This window comes from Priestia sp. P5_B4 (assembly GCF_056400385.1).
Map to the genome: position 1 here is coordinate 1 of NZ_JBFULJ010000032.1, position 23,152 is coordinate 23,152.

General features: G+C 39.3%; 17 protein-coding genes and 1 pseudogene. 7 read left to right on the plus strand and 11 right to left on the minus strand.

The annotated features are described in order from the left end of the window. Positions 1–417: 417 nt before the first annotated feature. The 4 genes from AC1DRF_RS06225 to asnB form a co-directional block, all read right to left on the minus strand. Positions 418–1,266, minus strand: coding sequence for a phytoene/squalene synthase family protein (locus AC1DRF_RS06225; RefSeq protein WP_427075750.1), 849 nt, complete (start codon positions 1,264–1,266; stop codon positions 418–420). 58 nt (positions 1,267–1,324) lie between these two features. Beyond that, complete coding sequence (locus AC1DRF_RS06230) at positions 1,325–2,782, minus strand: phytoene desaturase family protein (RefSeq protein ID WP_025749928.1); 1,458 nt, start codon at positions 2,780–2,782, stop codon at positions 1,325–1,327. Beyond that, positions 2,779–4,311: a phytoene desaturase family protein gene (locus AC1DRF_RS06235; protein WP_427075751.1), complete on the minus strand. Its 1,533-nt coding sequence runs from the start codon at positions 4,309–4,311 to the stop codon at positions 2,779–2,781. The genes AC1DRF_RS06230 and AC1DRF_RS06235 overlap by 4 nt, the downstream gene beginning before the upstream one ends. A gap of 316 nt (positions 4,312–4,627) precedes the next feature. Continuing rightward, a complete protein-coding gene (gene asnB, locus AC1DRF_RS06240) occupies positions 4,628–6,475 on the minus strand; it encodes an asparagine synthase (glutamine-hydrolyzing) (protein ID WP_025749930.1) in 1,848 nt (615 codons plus the stop codon). 171 nt (positions 6,476–6,646) lie between these two features. Between asnB and AC1DRF_RS06245 the strand changes: the two genes are divergently transcribed. After that, complete coding sequence (locus AC1DRF_RS06245; protein ID WP_477740433.1) at positions 6,647–7,207, plus strand: DUF2777 domain-containing protein; 561 nt, start codon at positions 6,647–6,649, stop codon at positions 7,205–7,207. Between the two features lie 41 nt (positions 7,208–7,248). On the opposite strand, the gene AC1DRF_RS06250 is transcribed toward AC1DRF_RS06245, so the two are convergent. Together AC1DRF_RS06250 and AC1DRF_RS06255 are read right to left on the minus strand one after the other, a co-directional pair. Beyond that, complete coding sequence (locus AC1DRF_RS06250) at positions 7,249–7,596, minus strand: DUF1516 family protein (protein ID WP_013055360.1); 348 nt, start codon at positions 7,594–7,596, stop codon at positions 7,249–7,251. A 78-nt stretch (positions 7,597–7,674) separates the two neighbouring features. Continuing rightward, positions 7,675–8,847 carry a DUF418 domain-containing protein gene (locus AC1DRF_RS06255; RefSeq protein ID WP_427075752.1) on the minus strand — a complete coding sequence of 391 codons (1,173 nt, stop codon included), beginning with the start codon at positions 8,845–8,847 and terminating at the stop codon, positions 7,675–7,677. Positions 8,848–9,045: 198 nt separating this feature from the next. Here AC1DRF_RS06255 and AC1DRF_RS06260 point away from each other — a divergent pair, with 198 nt between their 5' ends. The 6 genes and pseudogenes from AC1DRF_RS06260 (at position 9,046) to AC1DRF_RS06285 (ending at position 11,274) form a co-directional block, all read left to right on the plus strand. Continuing rightward, the gene (locus AC1DRF_RS06260; RefSeq protein WP_013055358.1) at positions 9,046–9,267 is read left to right on the plus strand and encodes a spore germination protein; all 222 of its coding nucleotides are present in this window, start codon (positions 9,046–9,048) and stop codon (positions 9,265–9,267) included. A 30-nt stretch (positions 9,268–9,297) separates the two neighbouring features. After that, positions 9,298–9,573, plus strand: a pseudogene (locus AC1DRF_RS06265) (spore germination protein GerPB). Positions 9,574–9,662: 89 nt separating this feature from the next. Next, on the plus strand, positions 9,663–10,379 hold the full coding sequence (gerPC, locus tag AC1DRF_RS06270) for a spore germination protein GerPC (protein WP_043980887.1): 717 nt from the start codon (positions 9,663–9,665) through the stop codon (positions 10,377–10,379). After that, complete coding sequence (locus tag AC1DRF_RS06275; protein WP_013055355.1) at positions 10,376–10,552, plus strand: hypothetical protein; 177 nt, start codon at positions 10,376–10,378, stop codon at positions 10,550–10,552. Before gerPC ends, AC1DRF_RS06275 begins: the two co-directional genes overlap by 4 nt. Positions 10,553–10,564: 12 nt before the next feature. Continuing rightward, on the plus strand, positions 10,565–10,996 hold the full coding sequence (locus tag AC1DRF_RS06280; protein ID WP_028407429.1) for a spore germination protein GerPE: 432 nt from the start codon (positions 10,565–10,567) through the stop codon (positions 10,994–10,996). Positions 10,997–11,055: 59 nt separating this feature from the next. Next, a complete protein-coding gene (locus AC1DRF_RS06285; RefSeq protein WP_025749935.1) occupies positions 11,056–11,274 on the plus strand; it encodes a spore germination protein in 219 nt (72 codons plus the stop codon). 46 nt (positions 11,275–11,320) lie between these two features. On the opposite strand, the gene AC1DRF_RS06290 is transcribed toward AC1DRF_RS06285, so the two are convergent. The 5 genes from AC1DRF_RS06290 to addB all read right to left on the minus strand — a co-directional run. Further along, positions 11,321–11,626 (minus strand): HNH endonuclease, encoded by a 306-nt coding sequence (locus AC1DRF_RS06290; protein WP_013081707.1) that lies wholly within the window; start codon positions 11,624–11,626, stop codon positions 11,321–11,323. A gap of 14 nt (positions 11,627–11,640) precedes the next feature. Continuing rightward, the gene (locus AC1DRF_RS06295; protein ID WP_427075753.1) at positions 11,641–15,033 is read right to left on the minus strand and encodes an SbcC/MukB-like Walker B domain-containing protein; all 3,393 of its coding nucleotides are present in this window, start codon (positions 15,031–15,033) and stop codon (positions 11,641–11,643) included. Then, complete coding sequence (locus tag AC1DRF_RS06300; protein WP_477740434.1) at positions 15,030–16,214, minus strand: exonuclease SbcCD subunit D; 1,185 nt, start codon at positions 16,212–16,214, stop codon at positions 15,030–15,032. Before AC1DRF_RS06300 ends, AC1DRF_RS06295 begins: the two co-directional genes overlap by 4 nt. Positions 16,215–16,267: 53 nt before the next feature. Continuing rightward, positions 16,268–20,005 carry a helicase-exonuclease AddAB subunit AddA gene (gene addA, locus AC1DRF_RS06305; protein ID WP_427075754.1) on the minus strand — a complete coding sequence of 1,246 codons (3,738 nt, stop codon included), beginning with the start codon at positions 20,003–20,005 and terminating at the stop codon, positions 16,268–16,270. Beyond that, positions 19,998–23,152: helicase-exonuclease AddAB subunit AddB (gene addB / locus AC1DRF_RS06310; RefSeq protein WP_477740435.1), on the minus strand; the 3,155-nt coding region annotated here is incomplete at its 5' end. The genes addA and addB, both read right to left, overlap by 8 nt.

The window sequence follows — 23,152 nt, forward strand, 5'->3', positions numbered from 1 at the left end:
CCTATAGACGAACTGTTTCAAACTCACTTTTGTTTCCATTATAACGTTAACGCTTACATTATTGTTAAATAAGTTGATAAAAACAAAAAAAGTGATTAAAAGTTTTTACTTTTAATCACTTTTTTCCATCTATATGCTGCTATACCGTCTCATTTACGTTCGAGATATGAGGTTTATCCGATACTTTACCAACTTTATTTAATCGATCAATCAATCCAACACCAAATTCAGGATGAAGGTTACCATCTGCTGTCGCTACGAAACTTTCACGAAATTCGTATGCGGATGAACCGTGTTCAGCAAAATCTAAACCAGCAATTTCTTCTTGGCTGAGACTTTTTTCTTATTTACATAATAGTTAACGCTTTCATATCTTTTCAAAAAAAAGTAACGCAAAGGAAAAATAATTCCTTTGCGTTACCCCGTAGAAATAGATGTCATAATTTTCTTTTTCACTTGACTTGTGACAAAGTGCTTTTCTGTAAATACGTCATAATTTTCTTTTCGAATTTTATCAAGAATCGCTTGGTATAAATGCGCCGCTCCTGTGAGAGGCAAACGAGAAGCGACCGGATATTTTTGAATCGACTGAAGTCCTTTTATATAATACATCTCCGCTTCTTTGGCCAGGTGCTCCCACATCTCTATAAATTCAGAAGTGACCCACCGGTTCTCTAATAGCATGCGCGTATATCCGTAAGAATTCATAAGGTCTTTCGGTAAATAAATGCGCCCTCGCTCTAAGTCTTCCCCAACGTCTCTTAAAATGTTGGTCAGCTGCATCGCAATGCCTAATGCAACTGCTTCTTCTTCTAATTCTTTATGAGTAGTTGGAGCTAAAATCGGTAAAAGTATTAACCCTACCGTACTCGCTACATGATAAGAGTATGTTTTCACTTCATCAAGCGTATCGTATTCTTTTTTTACTAAATCCATTCTCTGGCCGGTAATCATATCATCAAACGCTTGAACATTCATCTCATATTGTTCAAATACATTGCGCAGAGCTACCCACATGGCGCTTTCGTTTAATAGTTCTCCATTTTTAAATCGGGCAAATTCTGATTCGAATTGCTGCAACTCTATTTCAGGGTTGCATCCTTCATCTACAATATCATCGACTTGACGGCAAAATGCATATACTGCCCATACTGCCTTTCTTTGTTTTGACGGCAGCATGGAAAAAGCTTTGTAAAACGTTTTTGAGTTTTCTTTAATAATTTCTTCACACTGATTGTACGCTTTGTCTAACGAAATGTTCATCATATAGGACCCCTTTCTCTATTAAAGGATAAACCATCATTTCCTTATGGCTTACAAGATCTTAAGAAAGCTTTGCAACCGTTTGAACAGATGATTGTTCAATAAGATGATCAGCTAACATTTTTGCTCCTTGCATAACAATTGGCACGCCTCCGCCTGGATGAATAGATGCTCCGACTGCAAAAACATTTTTATATTCGTACGGCTGGTACTGGGGTCTGAATACGCCTGATTGAAACAGCTCAGGAGCAATACCAAAGCTTCCTCCTTCGTAAAGTCCAAATGCTTGAGCATCATTTGGCGTGCGTACTTTTACCCATTCTATTTCTTTACGAAGCTCTTCAAACCCTTTTTCTTCTAAAGTTCGAATGATTCCATCAACAAAATCTTGCTGATTGCTCCAATCAATGTGGCCGCCTGATGGAACCGGTATAAGTGCATATAGCACACTTTTCCCTTCAGGGGCTAACGATGGATCAATAACAGAGGGATTAAATGTATAAATAGCGGGATCTTCAGGAATCGTTTTATGCTTAAACACTGCTTCCATATGTTTAGCTAAATCATTGCCCATAAAGTATTGATGCACATTGTGATGATCATATTTTCTCTTCAAACCAAGATAAAGCAGCAGACAGCTGGACGAAGGCACATACTTCTTTTCTTTTTTTCGAGCAATTTTCGCCATATTAGGAAAGTCGCCATTTAAAACAACTTGATCAAATGGATAAAGTTTTTCGTCAACAATAACCCCTTCCGTTTTGTCTCCTGATATAGAAAGCTCTTGAACCGCCTTATTCAAATGAATGTTTACACCTTGCTCTATCAGCGCCTTTTCAAGAAGTGGCACAAGACTTGCGTATCCGCCTTTTACGTAATAGATGCCATGAGCATGCTCACTGTAAGGAACAAGGGAATAAATAGCTGGGGCTGAATAAGGATTTCCTCCAATATAGAGAGATTGCAGGGAATAGGCATCTACTAGACGTTCATCATGGAAATACGTTGAAACAAATTTTCTCATTGATTTATTTGCATTCATTTTTTTTAATGCCTTGATGTTTTGCCATGTCCAAAAATCTCGTTTATTTACAAATGTTTTTTCCAAAAATGCCTTACTTCCTAATTCAAATCGCTTTTTTAATTCAGTCATAAAACGCCGGTAGTTTTGCTCTTCGCCTGGAAACAAACGGCTAATTTCCTCTAACTGATCTTTTTCAGTCGCTTTTTTTGTATAGGTCGTACCGTCTGGAAAATGAATATCATAAAGTGGATCACAGCGTATTAGTTCATATTGAGAAGCAGAAATGCCTGCTTCATCTAAAATACGTTCAAGCATTAAAGGCAGTAAGACAATCGTGGGACCTTCATCAATTTTATAACCATCTTTTTCTACAAACGCCAACCGGCCGCCCAGCTTGTTTTCTTTTTCGAAAATATCAACAGAAAATCCTCGTTTGCTTAATAACAAAGCGGTAATCAAACCGCCTATGCCGCCTCCAACAATTGCTGTTCTCATAATGCACTCTCCATTTCCTTCATGGTTTTAAACGGCTCATTCAGTAATTCTCCGTCTCTTTTTAAGATGAGCTTTGTCGTAATGCGAGATGATTCCAGAATAGTTGGTAGACCGCTTCCTGGATGAGTTCCTCCTCCAACTAGCCAGCAGTTTTCTAATTCTTCAAATTTATTATGCGGACGCAGCACCATCATTTGAGTGAGCTGATGTCCAAGATTAAATGTCGCTCCTTTATAGACCAGCACGTCTTCTTCCCACTGCTTTGGTGAAATGATTTTTTCAACTTCAATATGACTCTCTAAATCTTTGAAGCCCGTTTTCTTTTCTACAATTCTTAATACTGCATCCCGGAAATCTTTTTGTTTTTCATCCCAGTTTACGCCRCTGAAATTATTTGGAACCGGCGCTAAAATATAAAGAGCAGACTTTCCTTCTGGTGCTAAAGTTGGGTCCGTTACCACAGGGTTTTGAATGTAGATAGAAGGGTCTTCTGAAAGAGCTAGCGTTTTTGTGATCTCTTCTACATTTTTTTTATAATCTTCAGCGAACACAATCGTGTGATGAGGCAGATCTTTGTACTGTTTGTCTATGCCTAGATAAATCATGAAAGTAGAACAAGAGTATTTTTTCTTTTCAAGTTTTTTAACTGCATATTTTTTAAGGGTACCTTCATCTATTAAATTCGTCATCGCATGAGCAAAATCTCCATTGATAATGACATCGTCTGCCCCTATTCGCTCTCCATTTTCTAGAATAATTCCTTTTACTCTCTTATTTTCAACCCATAGTTTTTGGACACCTTGGTTTAAGTGGATGTGCCCTTGATGTTCTTCCACTACTTTTGCCATTGCTTGAGATAGTTGGTTTACTCCTCCTATTGGATGGAAGATACCGTAAGCATGTTCCATAAACGATAAAATAGAAAAGGCTCCTGGACATTCCCAAGGGGACATTCCCAAGTACTTCGATTGAAAAGTAAAAGCTAATTTCAATTTCTCATCAGTGAAATACTTGCCAAGTACATCATAGAGCGTTTTACCTAAGGATAAGTGCGGCAGTGCTCGAATTGCTTCAGGCTTTAAATAGTGATGAAAACGATCCATCTCGCCCTGCAATAAAGGCAGCAAAGCCGCCATCTTTGCTTCGGTGTCTTTCATAAAGCGCTCATAGCCTTCTCCGTTTCCTGGGTATAAACGTTCGATTTCTTCTTTCATCTTTTTATGGTTATCCGTCATCTGAATCTGCGCATCATCGAAAATAAGCTCATACATGAGATTTAGACGTTTTAAGTCCATATAATCATGCGCATTGCGATTAGCAGCTTGAAATAATTCTTCGAAAATCTGTGGCATGCTCAAAAATGTAGGACCCATATCAAACGTATAACCCGACATTTTAATCGCTGAATTTCGCCCGCCCACGTATCCTTGCTTTTCATATACATCTACTTTATAGCCATGACTTGCTAACAGCATCGCTGCCGCTAGTCCTCCTGGACCTGCTCCAATCACGATTACGTTTTTTTGCATACATACACTCCTAATCCTATACAATAGTTATACAAACATTATACAAAGCTTTATTATTAAACACAACGATAAACTGCTTGTCTTTATTCGAATCATAAAATTACCAATAACTAAACCATTAAAATATGACGTTTGTACCATTTTTCCAGGGTTTCAGTACACTTTCCCTTTATTCGGTGCTTTCAAGCTTTTATTTTATATCTATGTAAAGTTATACAAAAATAGACTGCGGTCTTCTTCTCTAGTTAAACGTACAAAAAAGAGAAACAGATGACTTTATTTCATAAAAAAAACCCTCTGTACTGAGAGGGTCCTGTCATTCCACAATTTGAATATTATTGTGAGTAAACCAGACGTGAATTTGAGCTAGATGAGCTAGCAGCTGAGGTCCTGTCATTAATTGACCAAACCACGGTGCTTTAAATCCTTCTCCGCCTGTATCAATAATATGCTTTAACTGTTGCTTATCAAAAAATTCATGAAGAGGTGACTGTTTATCTTGTAAAAGAGATTGAAGCCATACAGTTACAGCTTTTGTATAAGCTGGGTTATGCGTTTTAGGATAAGGGCTTTTCTTGCGATAAAGAACGTCATGAGGCAAAATTCCTTCAAGCGCTTTTCGTAAAATCCCCTTCTCTTTATTGCCCGTCATTTTCATCTCCCACGGAATATTCCATGCATATTCCACAAGGCGATGATCTGCAAAAGGTACCCGTACTTCTAAGCTCGCGCCCATGCTCATACGATCTTTACGATCTAATAAAGTTGTCATAAACCAAATCTGATTTAAATAAAACAGCTTTCTCCGCTGCGCATCTTCTAACGATTCACCCTCTAATTCAGGCACTTCCTTTAATGTTTCTTCATATCTTGCACGCACATAATCTTCTAACTGTAATTTCTTTCTCCATGAACTTTGCAGCAAATCAATTCGAGCATCTAATGAACGCATCCACGGGAAGGTATCCGAAGACAAATCATGTTTTCGGTGAAACCACGGATATCCTCCAAAAATTTCATCCGCACATTCTCCTGATAAGCTCACGACAAAATCTTGTTTGATTTCACGGCAAAACCAAAGCAGCGATGAATCTACATCAGCCATTCCAGGAAGGTCTCTCACCTCTACAGCCTCTGTTAAATGCTGCACAAGGTCCTCCGTTGAAATAATGCAGCGGTGATGATTTGTTTGAAACGTATCCGACATGAGCTTGATATAAGTTCCATCAGAATTTGGCTGAAACTCATTTGCTTTAAAAAATTTATCATTGTCTTCATAATCGATAGAATACGTATGAAGAGAGCCCTTGCCGCTTTCTTTGAACGCATTTGCAGCAATTGCTGTAATGGCGCTTGAATCTACTCCACCTGATAAAAATGTACAAACCGGGACATCCGACACTAGCTGTCTTACAATCGCGTCTTGCACTAAAAATTTAACTTTTTCTGTAGTTTCACCTAAATCATCTGTATGCTGCTCACTTTTCACGTTCCAGTATCGCCAAATTTTCAACCCGTTACGAGTAAGCGTGAGCGCGTGAGCCGGGCGCAATTCATTTATTTCTTTAAATACGCCGTGGCCGGGAGAACGAGAAGGTCCTAAGCCAAACACTTCTGCTAATCCATCTAATCCTACTTCCGCTTTCACCTCAGGATGAGCTAATATCGCTTTTAATTCCGATGCAAATTGAATTCCACCTTCATAAGATCGATAGAATAAGGGCTTCACTCCCATTCTGTCGCGTGCTATAAATAACTTTTCATTGGCTTCATCCCAGATTGAAAAAGCAAAGATACCGTTAAAATGATCTACGCATGATTCTTTCCATTCTATATAAGATGTTAGAAGTACTTCCGTATCTGAATGTCCCTGAAATTGATAACCTCTTTTTAGTAATTCTTTCCGAATATCTTCCGTGTTGTAAAGCTCTCCATTATAGCAAAGCGTATAGAGCTGTTCATTTTTTTCTCTTGTCATGGGCTGTCTTCCGCCTTGAGGATCTACTACAACTAAGCGTTTGTGCCCAAAAGCAACATGCTGCTGTGTCCATACGTTGGTGTCATCAGGACCTCTTTTCGATAAAGTGTCAGCCATTTTTGTTATTGTTGCTGTTTCATTTAAAAGCGATCGCTTTAAGTCGACCCAACCCGTTATACCACACATCGTTTATCATCCTTTCTTTCACGCTCTTGTTTATGAATGAAATAATGCCATTGTATGCACGCAATAGTTACAGTTGAATTGTCCTTATATTTTATTTTCACTTTCGAGTTATAAAGAGAGCTTTTTTAGGCAATAAAAAAATATGGATAAATTTCACACGGAGGTTTGATTATGAATCATTATTCTAAACAACAAGCTCTGAACAATCAGCCGCGTTCCTTCGTGATTGGTACGGTTGAATGTGTTGATTCACAGTGGATTTTCTTTGAAGATGAAAGTGACGAAGCTTCCATGCTCCATGAAGTAATGGATGATACCTTAGAACTTCTTATTGATACACGCTGGGAAAAAGCCATTATGGTTGATGACCGTCAAATAAAGCTTCACGATGGAACGTATTTATTGCGAAATGGGGATAAGCTAAGACTGACTAAAAAGCTACCTTATGCATACGAACAGCTTCTTCAATCGCTACCGAAAGAGACCTTTTTATCATTCACTCAGCACTTAAATTCATTAAAATTCTCTCTTTATGATTGTATTTACTGTCACAACACATTATGTTTTTTACCGACAGACGGTGATACAAAAGGTGCTAATTTTATCATTTATGACAATGAGGAGAAAATTTGTGCCATTCAGCATTTATTCGAACGAGGCACGCATCACCTAGATCGATTTGAATATACCGTTAATGATGGAGAACGTTCAATGAATCTTTTTTTAGATTAAAGCAAAAGAAAAAAGCTATCTTATCCAAGATAGCTTTTTTCTTATCCTAGTACGACATATCCGTAATAGAATACTAAGATAAGCGCAATTACAAGAACTGCCCAAGCAACGCCTGTACGCTTTCTTTTTTCAGTACGAACAAGTACCATTTCCATTCCCACAAGCACTAACACTCCGGCAATTCCTTTAATGAGCGCTGCGCCTTGAAAATGGTACCAAGCTGCTAACATATGCAGACCTGATACTAATACTAATAAGTATAGGAGTCTCGCCACCATATGTAGGATTTTTTGACCTTTAGCTTTACCTGCTCGATGTAAAATCAACGAAACCACAAACGAGATAATTAATAATGTCCAAAGCGTTACATGAATATGTAGTGGAGCCATTCATCTCACGTCCTTTCTGAAAATATCATATCATGAAAACCTTTCCTTCACCAATAATATAAGGAAGAAAAAGGATTTTTAGCGACTGCGTCCATAAGTAGCATACCGAATGAGTTTTTCAAGGGGTCCATCTGAAAATAGGCTCATCCATATCCTGCTTCCCAGCAGTTGAATAAAAATGATAATCCCCGCAATAGCCAAACCTTCTACAATTGAAATATGTCCGTAGTATCCTAACCCATATGAGTAAAAAAGAAATGTGCATACAATGGACTGGACAATATAATTAGTTAAAATCATTCTCCCCAAAAAGGCAAATGGCTGCATGACTTTTTGAATAGATACACTTCGCATAGCTAATGTGACCAACGTTACAATAAAAATTGCTCCTGCCGTTCCTCCAATTGTATCGTGAATATACGATGTCGCTACATTGTGATCTAAAACATAGGGCAATACAGATGATGCTGCATACACGATGAATGAAATAAGACAAAGCCACTTTGTCTCCACTATATATTCTTCTATTTCTTCGAACCACTCGCTTTTTGCCATAAAACCGCCTAATAAAAACAGTGGAAATAGCGATAAAAACAGAAAAGGAACCGTATTTAAATTATACGCGTAGTACCAATCAAGCAAGCGCTGATGAAAGATTGACGCAAAACTTCCGTATCCATATGCTTGAAGCGCTTGGTCAATAATAGGCTGGTGAATTCCCGCTGCTGTCTCTCCTTCGTTAACAAAAGCCGCTACTGTTAAAATAACAATCATAATCACAGCATAAATGCTAAATATTCCGGTTCCCCACGCTAATATCACTTCTTTCTTTGCTTCTTGAAAAAATAGCATGATCAAAGCAAAGAAGCTGTACATCACAATCATATCACCGTGCCAAATAAATAAAGCATGAATAGCCCCAACGAGAAGCAAAACCGTGATTCTTCGTACATAAAAAGGAGTAAAGCTTACTTGCCTTTCGTATGTACGCTGGAACATTTTCATAAAACCAAATCCAAACAAAATAGCGAGCAGCGCGTAGCATGTCTGCCCTACAACTACATCAACTAATCCATTAGCAACATAGTTCATTCTTGAACCGTCCAACAAATTATGGTCGTAATAGGAAGCAGGTGAATAAAAATTCGGCATGTTTATGAGCAAAATACCAATAAGCGCGATTCCTTTTAATACATCTGCTGCCTCAATGCGCTGTTCTTTATCAGCTGCGTTCATTTTGAAACGTTTCATTCTTTCACACCTTACATTATTTCATTATTGTTTTCACATTATATCGAACGCAAAAGTTTTTCTTCAATGTTTACTATTTCCATTCCTCTCTTTAATGTTTTGCTTCCTCCCTGCATATAGATAAAGAAAAAGCATTAATCACCTTTTTGTCTAGGCTTCATATGCTGTTACTAGACTAAATTAAAAGGGTGTTTGCCTATGCCTGCCATTGTTGGTGTTGTTAATCTTAACAGTGTTGGTTCAGCCAGCGTCTTTCATATTGGAGATGTTTATACAATAGCCCCTATTTCCACTGCTAAAACATTTGCTGGCGCAGGTTCGTTTAATACAGGTGACGGATTATATGTTGTGAATCAGCAGAGCTCAACCAATACGTCAGACAATGATGTAAATGACCAAAATGTTGCTGGAAATCTATAATAGAAATGAAGCTCATACAGGAGGATGCTTATGAACTTTTACKTGAATCAAAGTATCTGTATTCAAAGTATGAAAATCAGTGCCGTAAGTAACTCTTCAGTACTTCAAATTTGAAGCGTAGGTGTTATTAAACCGAACTCAAATCTCTTTAATACAGGAGGGTTTACAGGCGCTGCACCTACTGAAACAAAAAAAGGCATTCTTGGATCTGTTTCTCCTTCTACCTTTACTCCCGGAACCGGTGCGGGCACTGCCCCAGCTCCTTTCTCACAGTCGTTAACTCCTCCAGTTCGAGACAACGACTGACATGTTACAACCTTCATCGCCATATGTATATATATAACTATTTTCTTTATCAGAAGATAAGGGAATTGAGGTGATTGAAGGTGGATAACATGGACTATATTCAGCAGGTACATCAGTATGTTCAGCAAATGTCTTCGTATATTCAGCAGCAAGAAGGACGCATTGCTCAGCTTGAAAAAAACGTACAAGAACTTCAGAAAAAAATAAAAGAGTTAGGTGAACAGCCACCTATTAAAATTGATAAAATTGAATATAAATTTGAACAGTTAAAAATCGATTCATTAGATGGAACATTAAATATTGGATTAAACCCTCTTACACCTGATAATTTAGAAGATATCATTATCAATGAGAAACCAGAAGTAACGTTTTCGCAAGGAGCTCAGCCACAGGGGCAACCGCCTCAAGGTGAGCAGCCGGGACAACCCGGAGGTCCTGGACCGCAAAATCCTAGCTTAAAACCGTTGAACCGCCAGCTAGAAAAACAGTGGGTCTCTGATATCCACGAAACGATTTTAGCTGAACTTAATCAATATGGATTTTCTATGGTTCAACATGTGCTTGATGAGCGCTCGATGATGATTGATGAATCGTACTACGAGTTTATTTTAGAAGATATTAAAAAGCAGCTGCAGCAGCGGATTACTTTTTATATACAGCAAGTTCAGCCGGAAGAAATGGAAAGAAATTTTGAACAAATCAAACCTCAAATTATCGGTAAACTTTATGAAGATATGAAAAAAGGAATTGACGCATTTTTAACGTATTTACCTGAATCTTTAAAGAAAGGTGGACCTCCTTCATGAACTTTAACGTTGTAAACCGCGAATTGCTTGTTGGAGACGTTAGTATTACAGGCGTATCTTCTTCTTCTCTTTTTTTAATTGGTGATGCCAATTACATCTCTCTATCCTCAACATTTGATACGCCGGCTGAATCGTTGATTATCGGACCTTATGTGCCACTATCGTTATCATAAAGGAGCTTACGTATGCTTTCACGCACATCTTCTGTTAATTATATAGAAATTAATTCCTTGTCGGCGAGCTCCTTTTGCCAAATTGGAGATTCAACAGAAATTCATCTACTTAATAAAGCTTTAGCCGATCGGAGACAGTATCCGTTTTTCTACGGTCGAGAAGGAAACTTTGATGATTACGCTATCTTTAATGAGCCTATTCCTCATGGCGATTATGAACCTATTCCCGTTCAAACATGGAATGAAATACCTTTGATCCGCGTTAACAGAATTGATATAAAAGGGTGCTCATTCTCATCAGTTATTCATATTGGATCAACGTGCAATGTTTATGCAGAAGCCCGCATTAAGCATATTCGGGAACTGATCAACGATGAACCTTCAAAGGAAGCTGAAACAGGAACATCAAGTAGTGCTTCTTCACAAGCTAGCAGCAGTGAGTGAACCTTTTAAAAAGCTGCTCATATACTAAATTAATATCATGAAAAAAGGGTGTGAATCTCATGCCAGCAATAATTGGACCCGTTAGTATCATGAGCGTCGGAGGCGGTGTCGTAACGTTTGGAGATACGTTTTATGTTTCTCCAAAAAGTGCCGCTAAAACAGCGTCAGGCTCTGGTTCTTTAAATACAGGTAACTTTGTTAATACTAATAACGGCATTTCAGGAACAAATACGTTAGATCCAGATTTATTCGATCAAAATATAGCAGCAAATGCTTAAAAAAACCCCTTATCTTTGCTATTAAAGCGGATAAGGGGTTTTTTATTCACTTGGATTTTCGGCTGTTTGATTTCTTGGTTTTAGGTAATTTAGAAGAAGGCTGTTTACGAATCCATTTAATAAAAGAGCTAATTTTAGAATCAGCTTGTAATAAAGAAATCGTATTAAGACGAATGGCTAATTCATCATTTGTGTATAACGCATGAATTTGTTTATGACACGGAATACATAAGTTTGCTGTTGGTTCAAATGCTCCGCCCATTTCCTTTGGCGTTAAATGATGTACGGTCGTCAAGACATCCTGCCTTCCGCATAATTCGCATGTTCCTATCCGCCTGTCTTTTTTCTTCATATAGATTTCCTTCCCTATAAAGTTTCTACTCTTACACTAGTTCCTTTGCCAGAAGGCTCGGACGGCTCAACAATCAAACGTTTTGGCAGGCGAGCACGAAGTTCTTGCACGTGACTGATGACTCCAATTGATAAATTATTGGACTGAAGTTTTTCAAGCGCTGTTACCACGGTATCAAGAAGCTCTCCATCAAGCGTTCCAAATCCTTCATCTAAAAAGAAAAACTGCAGCGGATACTCTCCTCTTAGCTGAATTTGTGCAGATAATGAAAGGGCCAAAGCCAGGGAAGTTAAAAACGTCTCTCCACCAGATAAAGTTGAAACCGGACGTTTTACTCCTCCATTTGCATCATCTCTCATAATAAAGCCGCCTTGGGAATCAACTTCAATCGCATAGCGCTGACGTGTTAATATACCCAGACGCTCTGAAGCATCTCGGCTAACGGACATCAGCTGTTCTTCAGCAATATATTCCACGAAAGCATTTCCTTTAAATACTGTTTGAAGCTTTTGATACTGTTCAAATAACGCTTGTTTTTCTTCACGGTCCTGTTCAAGCACTAAAAATCGCTCATGCCGTTCTTTGACGCTTTTTAACGTTTGCTCAGCTGCTCCCTTGAGCTGAACCGCTTCTTTCACAGCCGCTTTTATATCATGAAGCAGCTGCTGAGTTTCTTCAAATTGGTGCTCTTCTATGGACTGGTGATTCAGCTGAATATTTAACTGTTCAATTGATGACTTCATCTGTTTTATATTGTCCCAATAAGCCTGAACAGTTTCATCCAACAATTTCATCTCATCATGTGATAACAAAGCTTGCTGAACTTCTTTTCCTTCGCTGAATAAAGAATTCCCTACCGCTTCTTCCCATTTTTCAGCTGCCTTTTTATACTGGATATGAGCTGTTTCTAGGGACTCGCTCGCCGCTTTTTCATCCATTTGCAGCGTTTGATACGCTTTTTGAACAGTCTGCCAATGTTGATATGCCTGCTGTTCATTCGTCTCTAACTCCGCAAGTAAAAGAACTGTTTTTTGCAGCGCCTGTTCAATATCTTCTTGATCTGTAAGCGTACGCAAGCGTTCAATTTGCGAGTGAACAAGAGATTGTTTATGAGACAGCATTGCTTTTAATTCTGTAAATTCTTTTTCGCCCGCATATTTCTCTTCTTTTAGACGTTCGATTTTCTTTTGCTGATTTTCAAAAAATACGCTACTTTTTTCAATTCGAGCCTTTATTGTCTGCTCTTCTTTTTCTCTTTCAGTCAGCTTTTCATTAATTTTTTCCATCTCTTCAAATACAAAGGAAGGATAGTCTTGTTGCAAAGCTTCTTTTCCTGCTTGTAGCGCCTGTTTTTGCTGATTTATCTTTCCTTCTAATTCAGCTTGTTCTTTTTGATAATGAGCAAGCTCTAATTCAATCTTTTCAAGACTTTGCTGGACCTTTTGTATCTGCCCAAGAATTGCTTGCTGTTTTTCACTTACCTGCAAATAATCCTGCTCAAGAGATTTGATTTCAACTTCTATTTTCTTAGCATAATGCCCAAAGGCATCTGTATCCATTTCTCCTAAAGCAGGAACTTCGCCAGCTTCATTCATAAACTCAGCTAACTCAGGTATTTTTTCAACAAGAGGTTTAGCTAGCTGTTCAAGCTGCATTTTGAGCGACGAATAGCTAAATCGCTGTTCACGCAACTGATTGACTTGATCTTCGAACTGATCCGCTGATTCAGTTGTGACGTCACCTTCTTGTTGATGTAACACGGGGTTAGGGTGATGCTCAGAGCCACAAACCGGACAAGGCTCTCCTTGGGTCAGCTGCTCGGCTAATTGATGAGCCAGACGGCGTGACCATTCTTTTTCTTTGCGTCTTTTTAGATGGCTCATTAAACGATCTGCTTGTTGAAAAAGCTGCTGAAACTCTTTTTCCCGCTCACATACAGTGTGATACAAGCCTTGAATATCTGAAAATAACCCTTTACTTTGTTCTATTGTTTGCTGATCTCTCTCTTTGTGTGTTTGTTTTTGTGTGTACAAATGCTTAAGCTGTTCGGCTTTTTCTTTATACGTTTTTTGACCTTCATCTAGGTTTTTTTTATCGTTATTCCATACTTGATAACGGTAAAATGCTTGCTGAACAGCCTGCCGATAATCAGGTTGAATCTCCACTTTTGTTAATGTTTCCTTTAACTCTTTTTGAAGAGTCAAACCTTGCTGATACCGCTGATCCGCTTCCATTAATTCATCATTTTTCGTTTGAATTGCCTGCTGCTTTTGCTGAAGAGAAACTTCCGCTTCTTTTATTTCTTGCTGACCTTCTTTAATTTGTTTTTGAAGATCAGAAGCTTGTTGAAGCTGTTCTTTTTGAACAACCAATTTGGGCTGTTGTTCATTTTTTTGTAAGCGAGCCTGCTCATATAAGTTATTTGAGCGCTTATATTCCTCACTTTTTTGAACAATTTGTGCTTTTAATTTTTCTACTTTATCTTCATAAAGCTTCTGCTGTTTTTCAGCTTGTTCAAATGTTTCTAAATAGGGAAAAAGACGTTCTGCCTGCTGAGCTTTCGTCAGCACATCTTGCTTTTGTTTAATCTCCTCTTCCTGCTTAGAAGCATGCACTAGTTTTTCTTCTAGCATTGTTTTTTCCTGCTGCGCTTTCCAAAGAGACGCCTGCTGATCGTATCTTTCCTGCAAATCAGACGCTTCTTTTTCTCGTTTTTCCAAAAGTACAATGCTATCACTTACAAGTTGCTGGGCTTCCGCTACTTTCTCTGTTGAAGCTTCACCTAATCCCGTTTGTTCTGCCGTAATCTTATCTAGGTCTGTTTTTAGCTGCTGAACTTGATAGCGTATTTTCTTACTAAGCTGATCTCCGTACTGCTCGAGATTAAAAAGACGCTGCAGCATTTGACGGCGCTCCGTCCCTTTTAATGATAAAAACTCTGCAAACTTTCCCTGTGGTAATACAACAGCTCTTGTAAAATCATCAATAGTTAAACCGAGAAGTTCCTGTACCTGCTGATTTACATCATTCGTTTTATCTGCTAATACGTACGTTTCATCTTCGATTTCAATCAATCGACTTGAAGCTGATTTCACACGCAGTTCATCCGTTCGTTTGAAGCTTCGTTCAACAGTATAGCGTTTTTTATGACTAGCGTTTTCCAGCTCGAACGTAAACGATACTTTCAGTTCATTTTCCCCGTGATTTAAAATTCCTTGTGTATTATTTGCTGCACGCTCTACTTTTCCGTATAAAGCTAGTGTAATGGCATCCAAAATGGAGGATTTCCCGCTTCCTGTAGGACCAAATATTCCGAAAACACCGCCTGAACACAGCGCTTCAAAGTCGACAGTTTGTTTTTCTCTAAAACTGTGAAGCCCCGAAACGGTCAAGTTAATAGGTTTCATTTTTCATCCTCCTTTCCCGATACTTCTTCATCGTTAATCAAGGTTAAAAACAGTTTGACTAATTCATCATCAGGTGCCCCTCCGCCGGTTTGCCTGCTGTAGAACTTTGTAAACAGTTCTTCGATCGGCACTTCTCGCTGTGAACGTGTTTCAAGTGCTAGTTCTTCTGCTTTGAATACTGGACGGATATGAATAAAGCCTGGATGAAGCTTGCGAAGACGATGGATTTCTTCTAATGAAAGTGCATCTTCTACGTGAACTTCTAAATCAACCCATGCCTGCGCATCTTTCTGTTCATCAAGCCACGTATATACTTCTAGCAGTCCGTTTTTTGCTTTCCAACGTGTCAAAGGCTTTCCGCTGGATAATGGAATTTCGGTCATTTCGACCTCTTTTCCTGGCTGAGCGTCTAAAATGGTAACAGACTTTGCATAGCCTGACTCTGAAAAGCTATAGGCAAGAGGTGACCCAGAATATCTTGCAAGGGTGCTGGCGCGATTGATCATTTGCGGGCGATGCAAATGTCCTAGAGCTACATATTGAGCATTAGCAGGTAAACTAGTCGCCGCCACCGTATAAGCTCCTCCTACTTCAATTGGACGTTCTGAGTCCGTTGAACTTCCCCCTGCTACGTAAATATGACTCATGGCAATATTAACGGTATCTGTTGTGAACTGCTCACTCATTTTATCAAAAATACCTTTTACTCTGGCATCATATGAGTTTCGAAGAGCCAGCTCATCATTTTCTTCTGCTAACAGTTCCTTTAACCTTGATTCAGATGGGTAAGGAAGAGCCGCAACCTTTAACACTTCATCTGATGTAGGAATGTGAATGCTTTCTACATCGGTAGTAGGCAAACCAAGAAGCGTAATATTTTGATGAACAGCTAATGGAGAAGCCGCCGACAGCCGATCTGGGTTGTCATGATTACCTGCAATAACAATAATCGGACGTTTTCCATTGTTGCTCAACCTAGACATACTTTCGTAAAAAAGCTGCTCTGCCGCTGCTGGAGGGTTAACCGTATCAAAGGCATCTCCCGCCATGAGAATAGCATCTATCTTTTCTTCTTCCACAATGTCTGCCAGTTCATCTAAAAACTGTGCTTGCTCAGCTAGACGGCTTCGACCTTCTAACGTTCGCCCCAAATGCCAATCCGCTGTATGTAATMAACGCATGTTACTCTCTCCTTATTGGTGAAAAAGAAGAAGACTATCGCCTTCTTCTTTTTTTATATTTCAACAGCATGTCCACCATCTAAAAAGTACAGATAGCGATGCTGCACAGGTTGTTTTACAATCCGCTCAATGGCCTTTGCGTAAAGCTCTAACTGAATGCGGTATCTGTCAATTAGAAATGGTTTTGCTCGTTCAAAATCCCCTTGAAAACGATCCGAAATGTTATCGGTTTTAAAATCAAGTAAAACGAGACCTTCTTCCGTTTCATACAAACAATCAATAATACCTTGCACTAAAATTGTTTCGTCTTCCTGCTCCCAATGATCATAGATTTCTTTAGCGGAGACACCTAAACTAAAAGGCATCTCTCTATAAAGCGTGCGAGCCGTTCGAATACCTTGTGCAATGTCACTGTCTAAAAAGTCTGCTACATCATTTGCATCAACAGCATCCGCTTGTTCTTGCGTCAATAATTCTTTGGTAACCATTGATTGAATAAAGTCTTGAACCATTTCAAGGGTATAAGCTTTATTTAATGGAAGCTGCTGCATAACGGCATGTGTAGCTGTTCCTCTTTCAGCTCCTGTGAGAGATTTCTCTTGAAGAAACAGCGGACGATTTTCAAGAGGTGCTTTAGATCCCCGAATGAGATCGTCGCTTCCACCTGCGTCCGTCAGCTGCTGCTGCCTTTTTAGTTCAGAAACAGATTGCTTCGAGCGATGAACGGAAGCTACATGATAATCATAAGACCAATTTAAGCGTCTATACACTTCGTCTTTATAATCGCTCGATTCTGAAACTGGCTCATGCTTTTGAAGAGCGTTTAAAAGCTCTTCATGATGCTGCTGCTCTTCAAGAGGCTGCTCGGCTAAATCATCTGCTAATAACGTTGAAAGTTTCCAGCTTGAAGCATGCTGATGAATCACCTTGGCCGGCTGGACCTCTCCTTCAACCATATGACTAACATTTTGGTGACGGATTAAAGAAGGTCCAATCCAGTCTAAATAACATTTTGCATCTCTTCTCACGTGAGCTGGAAGCGTCCAATCTTCATGTGCCATAACGGAGCTCCATTGTCTGAGCTTTTCTGGTGCATCTTTTACTGTTCCGACTAAAATAAGTTTTTCTTTCGCACGCGTCAAAGCTACGTATAATACCCGCATTTCCTCTGCCATGCTTTCTTTTTTCATTTTTTTCTTCATGGTCTGCTGAAGAAGAGTAGGGTACGTAATACGCAGTTTTGGATCAATATATTTAGATCCAAAACCTAGTTCTTTATCGAGTAAATATGCTTTATTCAAGTCCATTAAGTTAAACTGACGAGCAAGACCAGCTACAAAAACAACAGGAAACTCAAGACCTTTACTGCTGTGGATCGTCATCAAACGCACCACATCTTCTTGTTCTCCCAGTGCTCGAGCAGCTCCTAAATCGTTCCCTCGGTCCTGCATGCGTTCAATAAAACGTAAAAATCGAAACAGACCTCTAAATGAAGTTGCCTCGTACTGGCGAGCGCGATCGTAAAGAGCACGTAAATTGGCTTGACGCTGTTTCCCGCCAGGAAGTCCGCCAACAAATTCAAAGAAACCCGTATCGCGGTAAATTTGCCATACCAGTTCTGACAAAGAGCTTTGTCTAGCTTGTGTTCTCCATGCTTTTAACTGCTCATAGAAATACTTTACTTTATCGCGAAGTTCTTCATCATCTGAAGCCGCTAAGTACGTTTTTAACGCATCGTAATACGTTCCTTTCTTTTGCTCTGCTCTCAGTGTAGCTAACTCTTCATCTGAAAGCCCTACTACCGGTGAGCGAAGAACAGAAGCTAACGGAATGTCTTGATGCGGGTTATCTACTACTTTTAATAAAGACATCATAATCATCACTTCAGTAGCATCAAAATAACCTGTTGATAAATCGGCATAAATGGGCACGCCTTCTTGCTTAAATTCATCCATAATCTGCGCAGCCCAAGGCATAGAACGAAGCAAAATAACAAAGTCACGATACGTCACATTTCTCATGATATCGAGCTTGCGATCATATATTTGAAAGCGGTTTTGAACGAGTTCTTTGATTTTACGCGCCATTGCTCTTGCCTCTAACTGAGCCGTTTCAAGCTCTGCTTCTGAAAAAGCGACGAGAGAAGAATCCGATTCTTCTTCCCCTCCTTCTTCTGCATTTTCTTTTGCAATGAGCAGAAGCTCCGTTTCCATTCCTTCCGCTTTTGGATACGATGCGCCTAATTTTAAAGAAGCATCATCGTCATATGCAATTTCTCCTACTTCTTCATCCATCAGCTGATTAAAAATAAAGTTTGTAGCATCAAGCACTTGAGAACGACTGCGGAAGTTTTTATTCAAATCGATACGTTTTCCGAACTGGCGACCATCTTGTGTAAAGCGCTTGTACTTTGTTAAGAACAAAAATGGCTCCGCTAAACGAAAGCGGTAAATGGATTGTTTTACATCTCCAACCATAAATAAATTCCCTTGTTCTTCACTATCTCTCGTCACTAATTTAATCAGTGTTTCTTGAACCATATTTGTATCTTGATATTCGTCAACAAGCACCTCTTCAAACTGAGTACGATATTTTTGGGCAATGGACGAAGGCTTAAGCACTCCATCTTCTTTTACACTCAAGATTTGCAGGCAATAATGTTCTAAATCAGAAAAGTCCACTAACCCTTTCTCTTTTTTCATATGTTCATATCGTTCACCGAAGCGCTGAACTAAAAAGATTAGCGTTTCAATAACGGGCTTCATTTTCTCAAAATCAGCCATGTAGCCGTGCAAAGGCCTAGAAAACAAATCAGCATGAAGTTTTTCAAGACTTGTTTTAGCTTTTTTGCGAAGCTCTCCGAAATCATCTAAAAGCTGCGAGTCGTATGCTTCTCCTTTACATGGCTTTAAACGAGTAAAATTCAAATTCTGCATTTCCTCATGCAAATCATTAAAAGAATGCTTAGAAGCACTGATCAGCCGATGAATTTGAGCCAGGTCTTCCTCTGCATTAACGGCGCGAGGAGCAGGCCCTCCTGGCAGCTTTGTTAACTCTAAGCCCTGTTTTAAAATCGACTCAATGCCCATCAGCTGCGTTGTTACTTCTTGTAAAAGAAAAGATAGAAACGGAAGTGAATCAATAGAAGAGTCTTCTGTCACATCATATTGACTCACGATCATTTCAAGCCAGCCGTTTGGGTCAGGGTTAGATCTTGCAAAGTCATACAGCTTTCTTACCATAAGCTGAATATCTAAGTCATTTCTGTCACTTGTATAACGATCAATTAAATCAAAGAATCGCTCGTTCTGTTCAATACTGTACTGTTCTTCAAACAATTCTTCTAATACTTCTTCACGCAGAAGATCGGCTTCCGTATCATCTGCAATCCGAAAACCAGGGTCTACATCAATCAAATAATAATACGTTCGAATGACTTCTAAACAAAAAGAATGGAGCGTAGAAATCGACGCACGGTTTAATAAATTAAGCTGTCTGCGCAAGTGCAAAGAAGATGGATTCTTTTTTAACTCTTTTTCCAATGCTTCTCCAATTCGATTTCTCATTTCGGCTGCAGAAGCATTTGTGAACGTAGCAACGAGTAATCTATCAACATCGATTGGCTCATCACCCATCGTAATCTTTTTAATAATACGTTCAACTAAAACCGCTGTTTTTCCTGAGCCAGCCGCCGCGGCTACTAATATATCTTGACCGGATGAAACAATGGCTTTCCACTGATCATCTGTCCACTGGGAGTCGGCCGGTTTTACGTGTATATCTTCATTCATCTCGTTTGGCCTCCTCTCGAATTTTATCTAAAATAACACTTTGACTCTCTGTACTAAGCTGACGATATTCGTTGTTTTCCATTGATTCATCGAACTGACAAATTGAGCGGTATTCACAAAACGCACATGGTGTTTTATCTTTTAGTTTATAAGGCGAAATGTCAATTTTCCCATTTGTAATCTCTGTACCTGCCTCCACAAATTTACCTCGCACATACTGACGGAGATGTGTAAAATCTTCTTCGCTCGCAACCGAAGAATTGGAATAAAAGCCCCCTGTCTTTTTAATGCCAGCTGATATAACCTGTGAGTGCCCTGATTCTAACGTTTCGTCCATTAACCTTACTGCTTCCTCGTCTCCTACAAGCAGTCCTTTCATTTTAAACTTCTTGAAGATTTCAGCTTCAATTTGATCAGGCTGTAATGCTTTAGTGCTGTTGATCATTGGATTATGAACGTGGAAATAAAGAACGCCAGCAGGCAATGCTCCTCTATTATCATGAAGAAGCTGTTCAGCATACGTCACGACTATGTCTAAATAAGCTAAAATTTGAAGAGATAAACCGTAGTACACTTCCACTAAGTTTAATGCTTTATCGCTTGATTTATAGTCGACAATACGCAGTAAAAGTCCTTTTGAGCTTTCCGCTTTATCTACCCTGTCAATTCTGCCAACGAGTTCCATCGTATGGCCATTTGGCAGTGTGAACTGCATAGAAGGAAGCTCTGCGCTAGGTCCAAATCCAAGCTCCAATCCAACGGGAACAAAGCCGCTCATCTTAGCGTGCTCACTTAACACAAGCGACGCACGTTCAATAATTTGCTGCAGCTTATGTGTTAAATAGTGGTGGCGATTCGAGCTCAATAAAATCTCATTTTGCAAGCGCGGAGCAAGCTCATGCACTGCAGCCGTAGAAAGCTGCTGACAGTCTTTTCTCGTTAAGTTCTTCCATTCTTTTTGACCGCCGCGAAGTTCGTCTGAAATCATTTTCAACGCCGCGTGAAATAACTCGCCTATGTCAGGAGCCGCCAATTTGAAAACTTTTCGTTCTTTAAGCTTGAGCCCGTGAGAAGCAAAATGCGCATATGGACAGGCTTCAAATTTTTCCATTCTCGATACGCTTGCTTGAATATGCTTTCCATACAGACGCTGACTCGTTTTCTTTGTTAACCGTTTTGCTTCATTTTGATAAAATAAGCTGCTTAGTACTTTCCCACTGTATGAGTTCCAATCTGAATTTTCTACATAAAAATTATACACATCCCACCAAGCGGAACTCATCGGATAATGGCGTTTCCATCCTTGCAGCTGGCTGGCTAAATGCGCGATGCTCGTTAAAGGATTTGTAATATAATCAACTTGCTTTTCTTCTTCTAAATCTGTAGGTTCCGTCATTAACAGTTTTTCCTGCAGGAGCGGAAATAGCTCTTTTACTCGATTAATAACGAGTGAAGGCAGCAGGGTCTTCCCTTCCTCATTGGCAAGAGGATACGAAACATAAAGTTTTTCCGAAGAGCTGGAAAGTGCTAAATAAATGAGAAATTGTTCGTCAAACAGCTTTTGTCTTCCGGTTGGCGCAAGTAATAAACCTGATTCAAGCAGCTGCTCTCTCTCCTTCTCAGATAACAGGCCATCGCTTTTTGGTTTAGCTGGAATCACACCGTCATTTACACCTAACACAAAGCTTGCTTTGATATCGGATAAACGCGAACGCTCAAAACTTGCCACAACCACTTGATCCAGTGCAGGCGGAACAAGTGCAAACTGCATGCTGTCAAGCCCTGTCTCAAATAGATCTGCAAACAAAGAAATCGATACTTTCTCTTCTCCCATCATTTCAACAAACTGATCAAATAAGTGAAGAATTGCTTTCCATACCTGCTCGTGCTCTCTTGCTTCTTGAAGCTTTCCTTCTTCTTCACATCGATTGCGCAGCGCTTCTATCTTTTGTGGAATATCTAAATTCGTTAAAAAACGATAGAGCGCTTCTGCTTTTTCTTTTCCTATTTTCCCTTGTTTTAATTTTTGCTGAAGCGAATAAATAGGAGGAACAATCATATTTTTTAATTCATTTATTTTTTGCTCAAAAGCAAGCTCTTCGTCCGTTTTCCCAAGGTTCATGTCTTCAAGTGAACGATATTTTCTGTAGGTAAATGGTTCCTTACTCGTCCACTTAGATCCTTGAATACCGTAAGCAAGTACATAATTTTCTAATTCATCCATCTCTTCGCGAAGCTGGTGCACATCAGATGACAAAGGAAATAAAAGATCTGTTTTCACTGCTCGAAAGATGGTTTCATATCGCCATGACCCGCTTACCACCTCTAAGACTGAGCGAACAAATTCAACGAGTGGATGGTGAAACATCGCTCGCTTTTGGTCAATAAAGTACGGAATTTCATAATCTTGAAAAATGGTTTGAAGCAAGTCATGGTAGTCTTCTGCATTTCTAACAATCAAGGCAATATCACGATAGCGATAGCCGCGATCGCGCACAAGTGAAAGCACTTCTCTTGCAATCCCTTCAACTTCTGCTCTTCGGCTAACAGCCGGCAGCAGCTGAATGTGCTCGGGCTCTGACTGAAATTCCGGCGTTGGCCGTTCATCATAATATCGTTCTAAATAGGCAAGCTCTGGACTGTTTTGATGCCTTTTTTGTTCGTTAAATACGATTGACTCTTGAATCTCTATACCGTTTTCAGCCGCCAGGCCCATTATTTCTTGGTACGTTTCGCTCGTTAATCGAAACAAGTGCAAGTCATTTGGAATAAAATCTTGATATGAATAATCAGAAGTCACCGCTATTTTTACTTCTCTACAAACTTTCATCAGCTCTACTAATACGGTTAATTCTTGAGGAGTATAGTGATGAAATCCATCTACATAAATCGTTGTTTGAGCAAGATAACCAGAAGACGCTACTTTTTCACTCAGCAGCTTCAAATAGTCTTCTCCATCTACATATTTCGTCATCAGCTGTTTTTCTAATTCTCCGTAAATGAGATGTAAATCATGTAATTTATCAGCAAGGACTTTCTCATCTTCTGCTTGAAGCTTTTTCTTCATCTCTTCGAGAGACGGGGCATCTACTGTGTACTGTTTAAATTCTTTAACCATTTTTTCCAGTTCTTCAATAAACCCTGCTT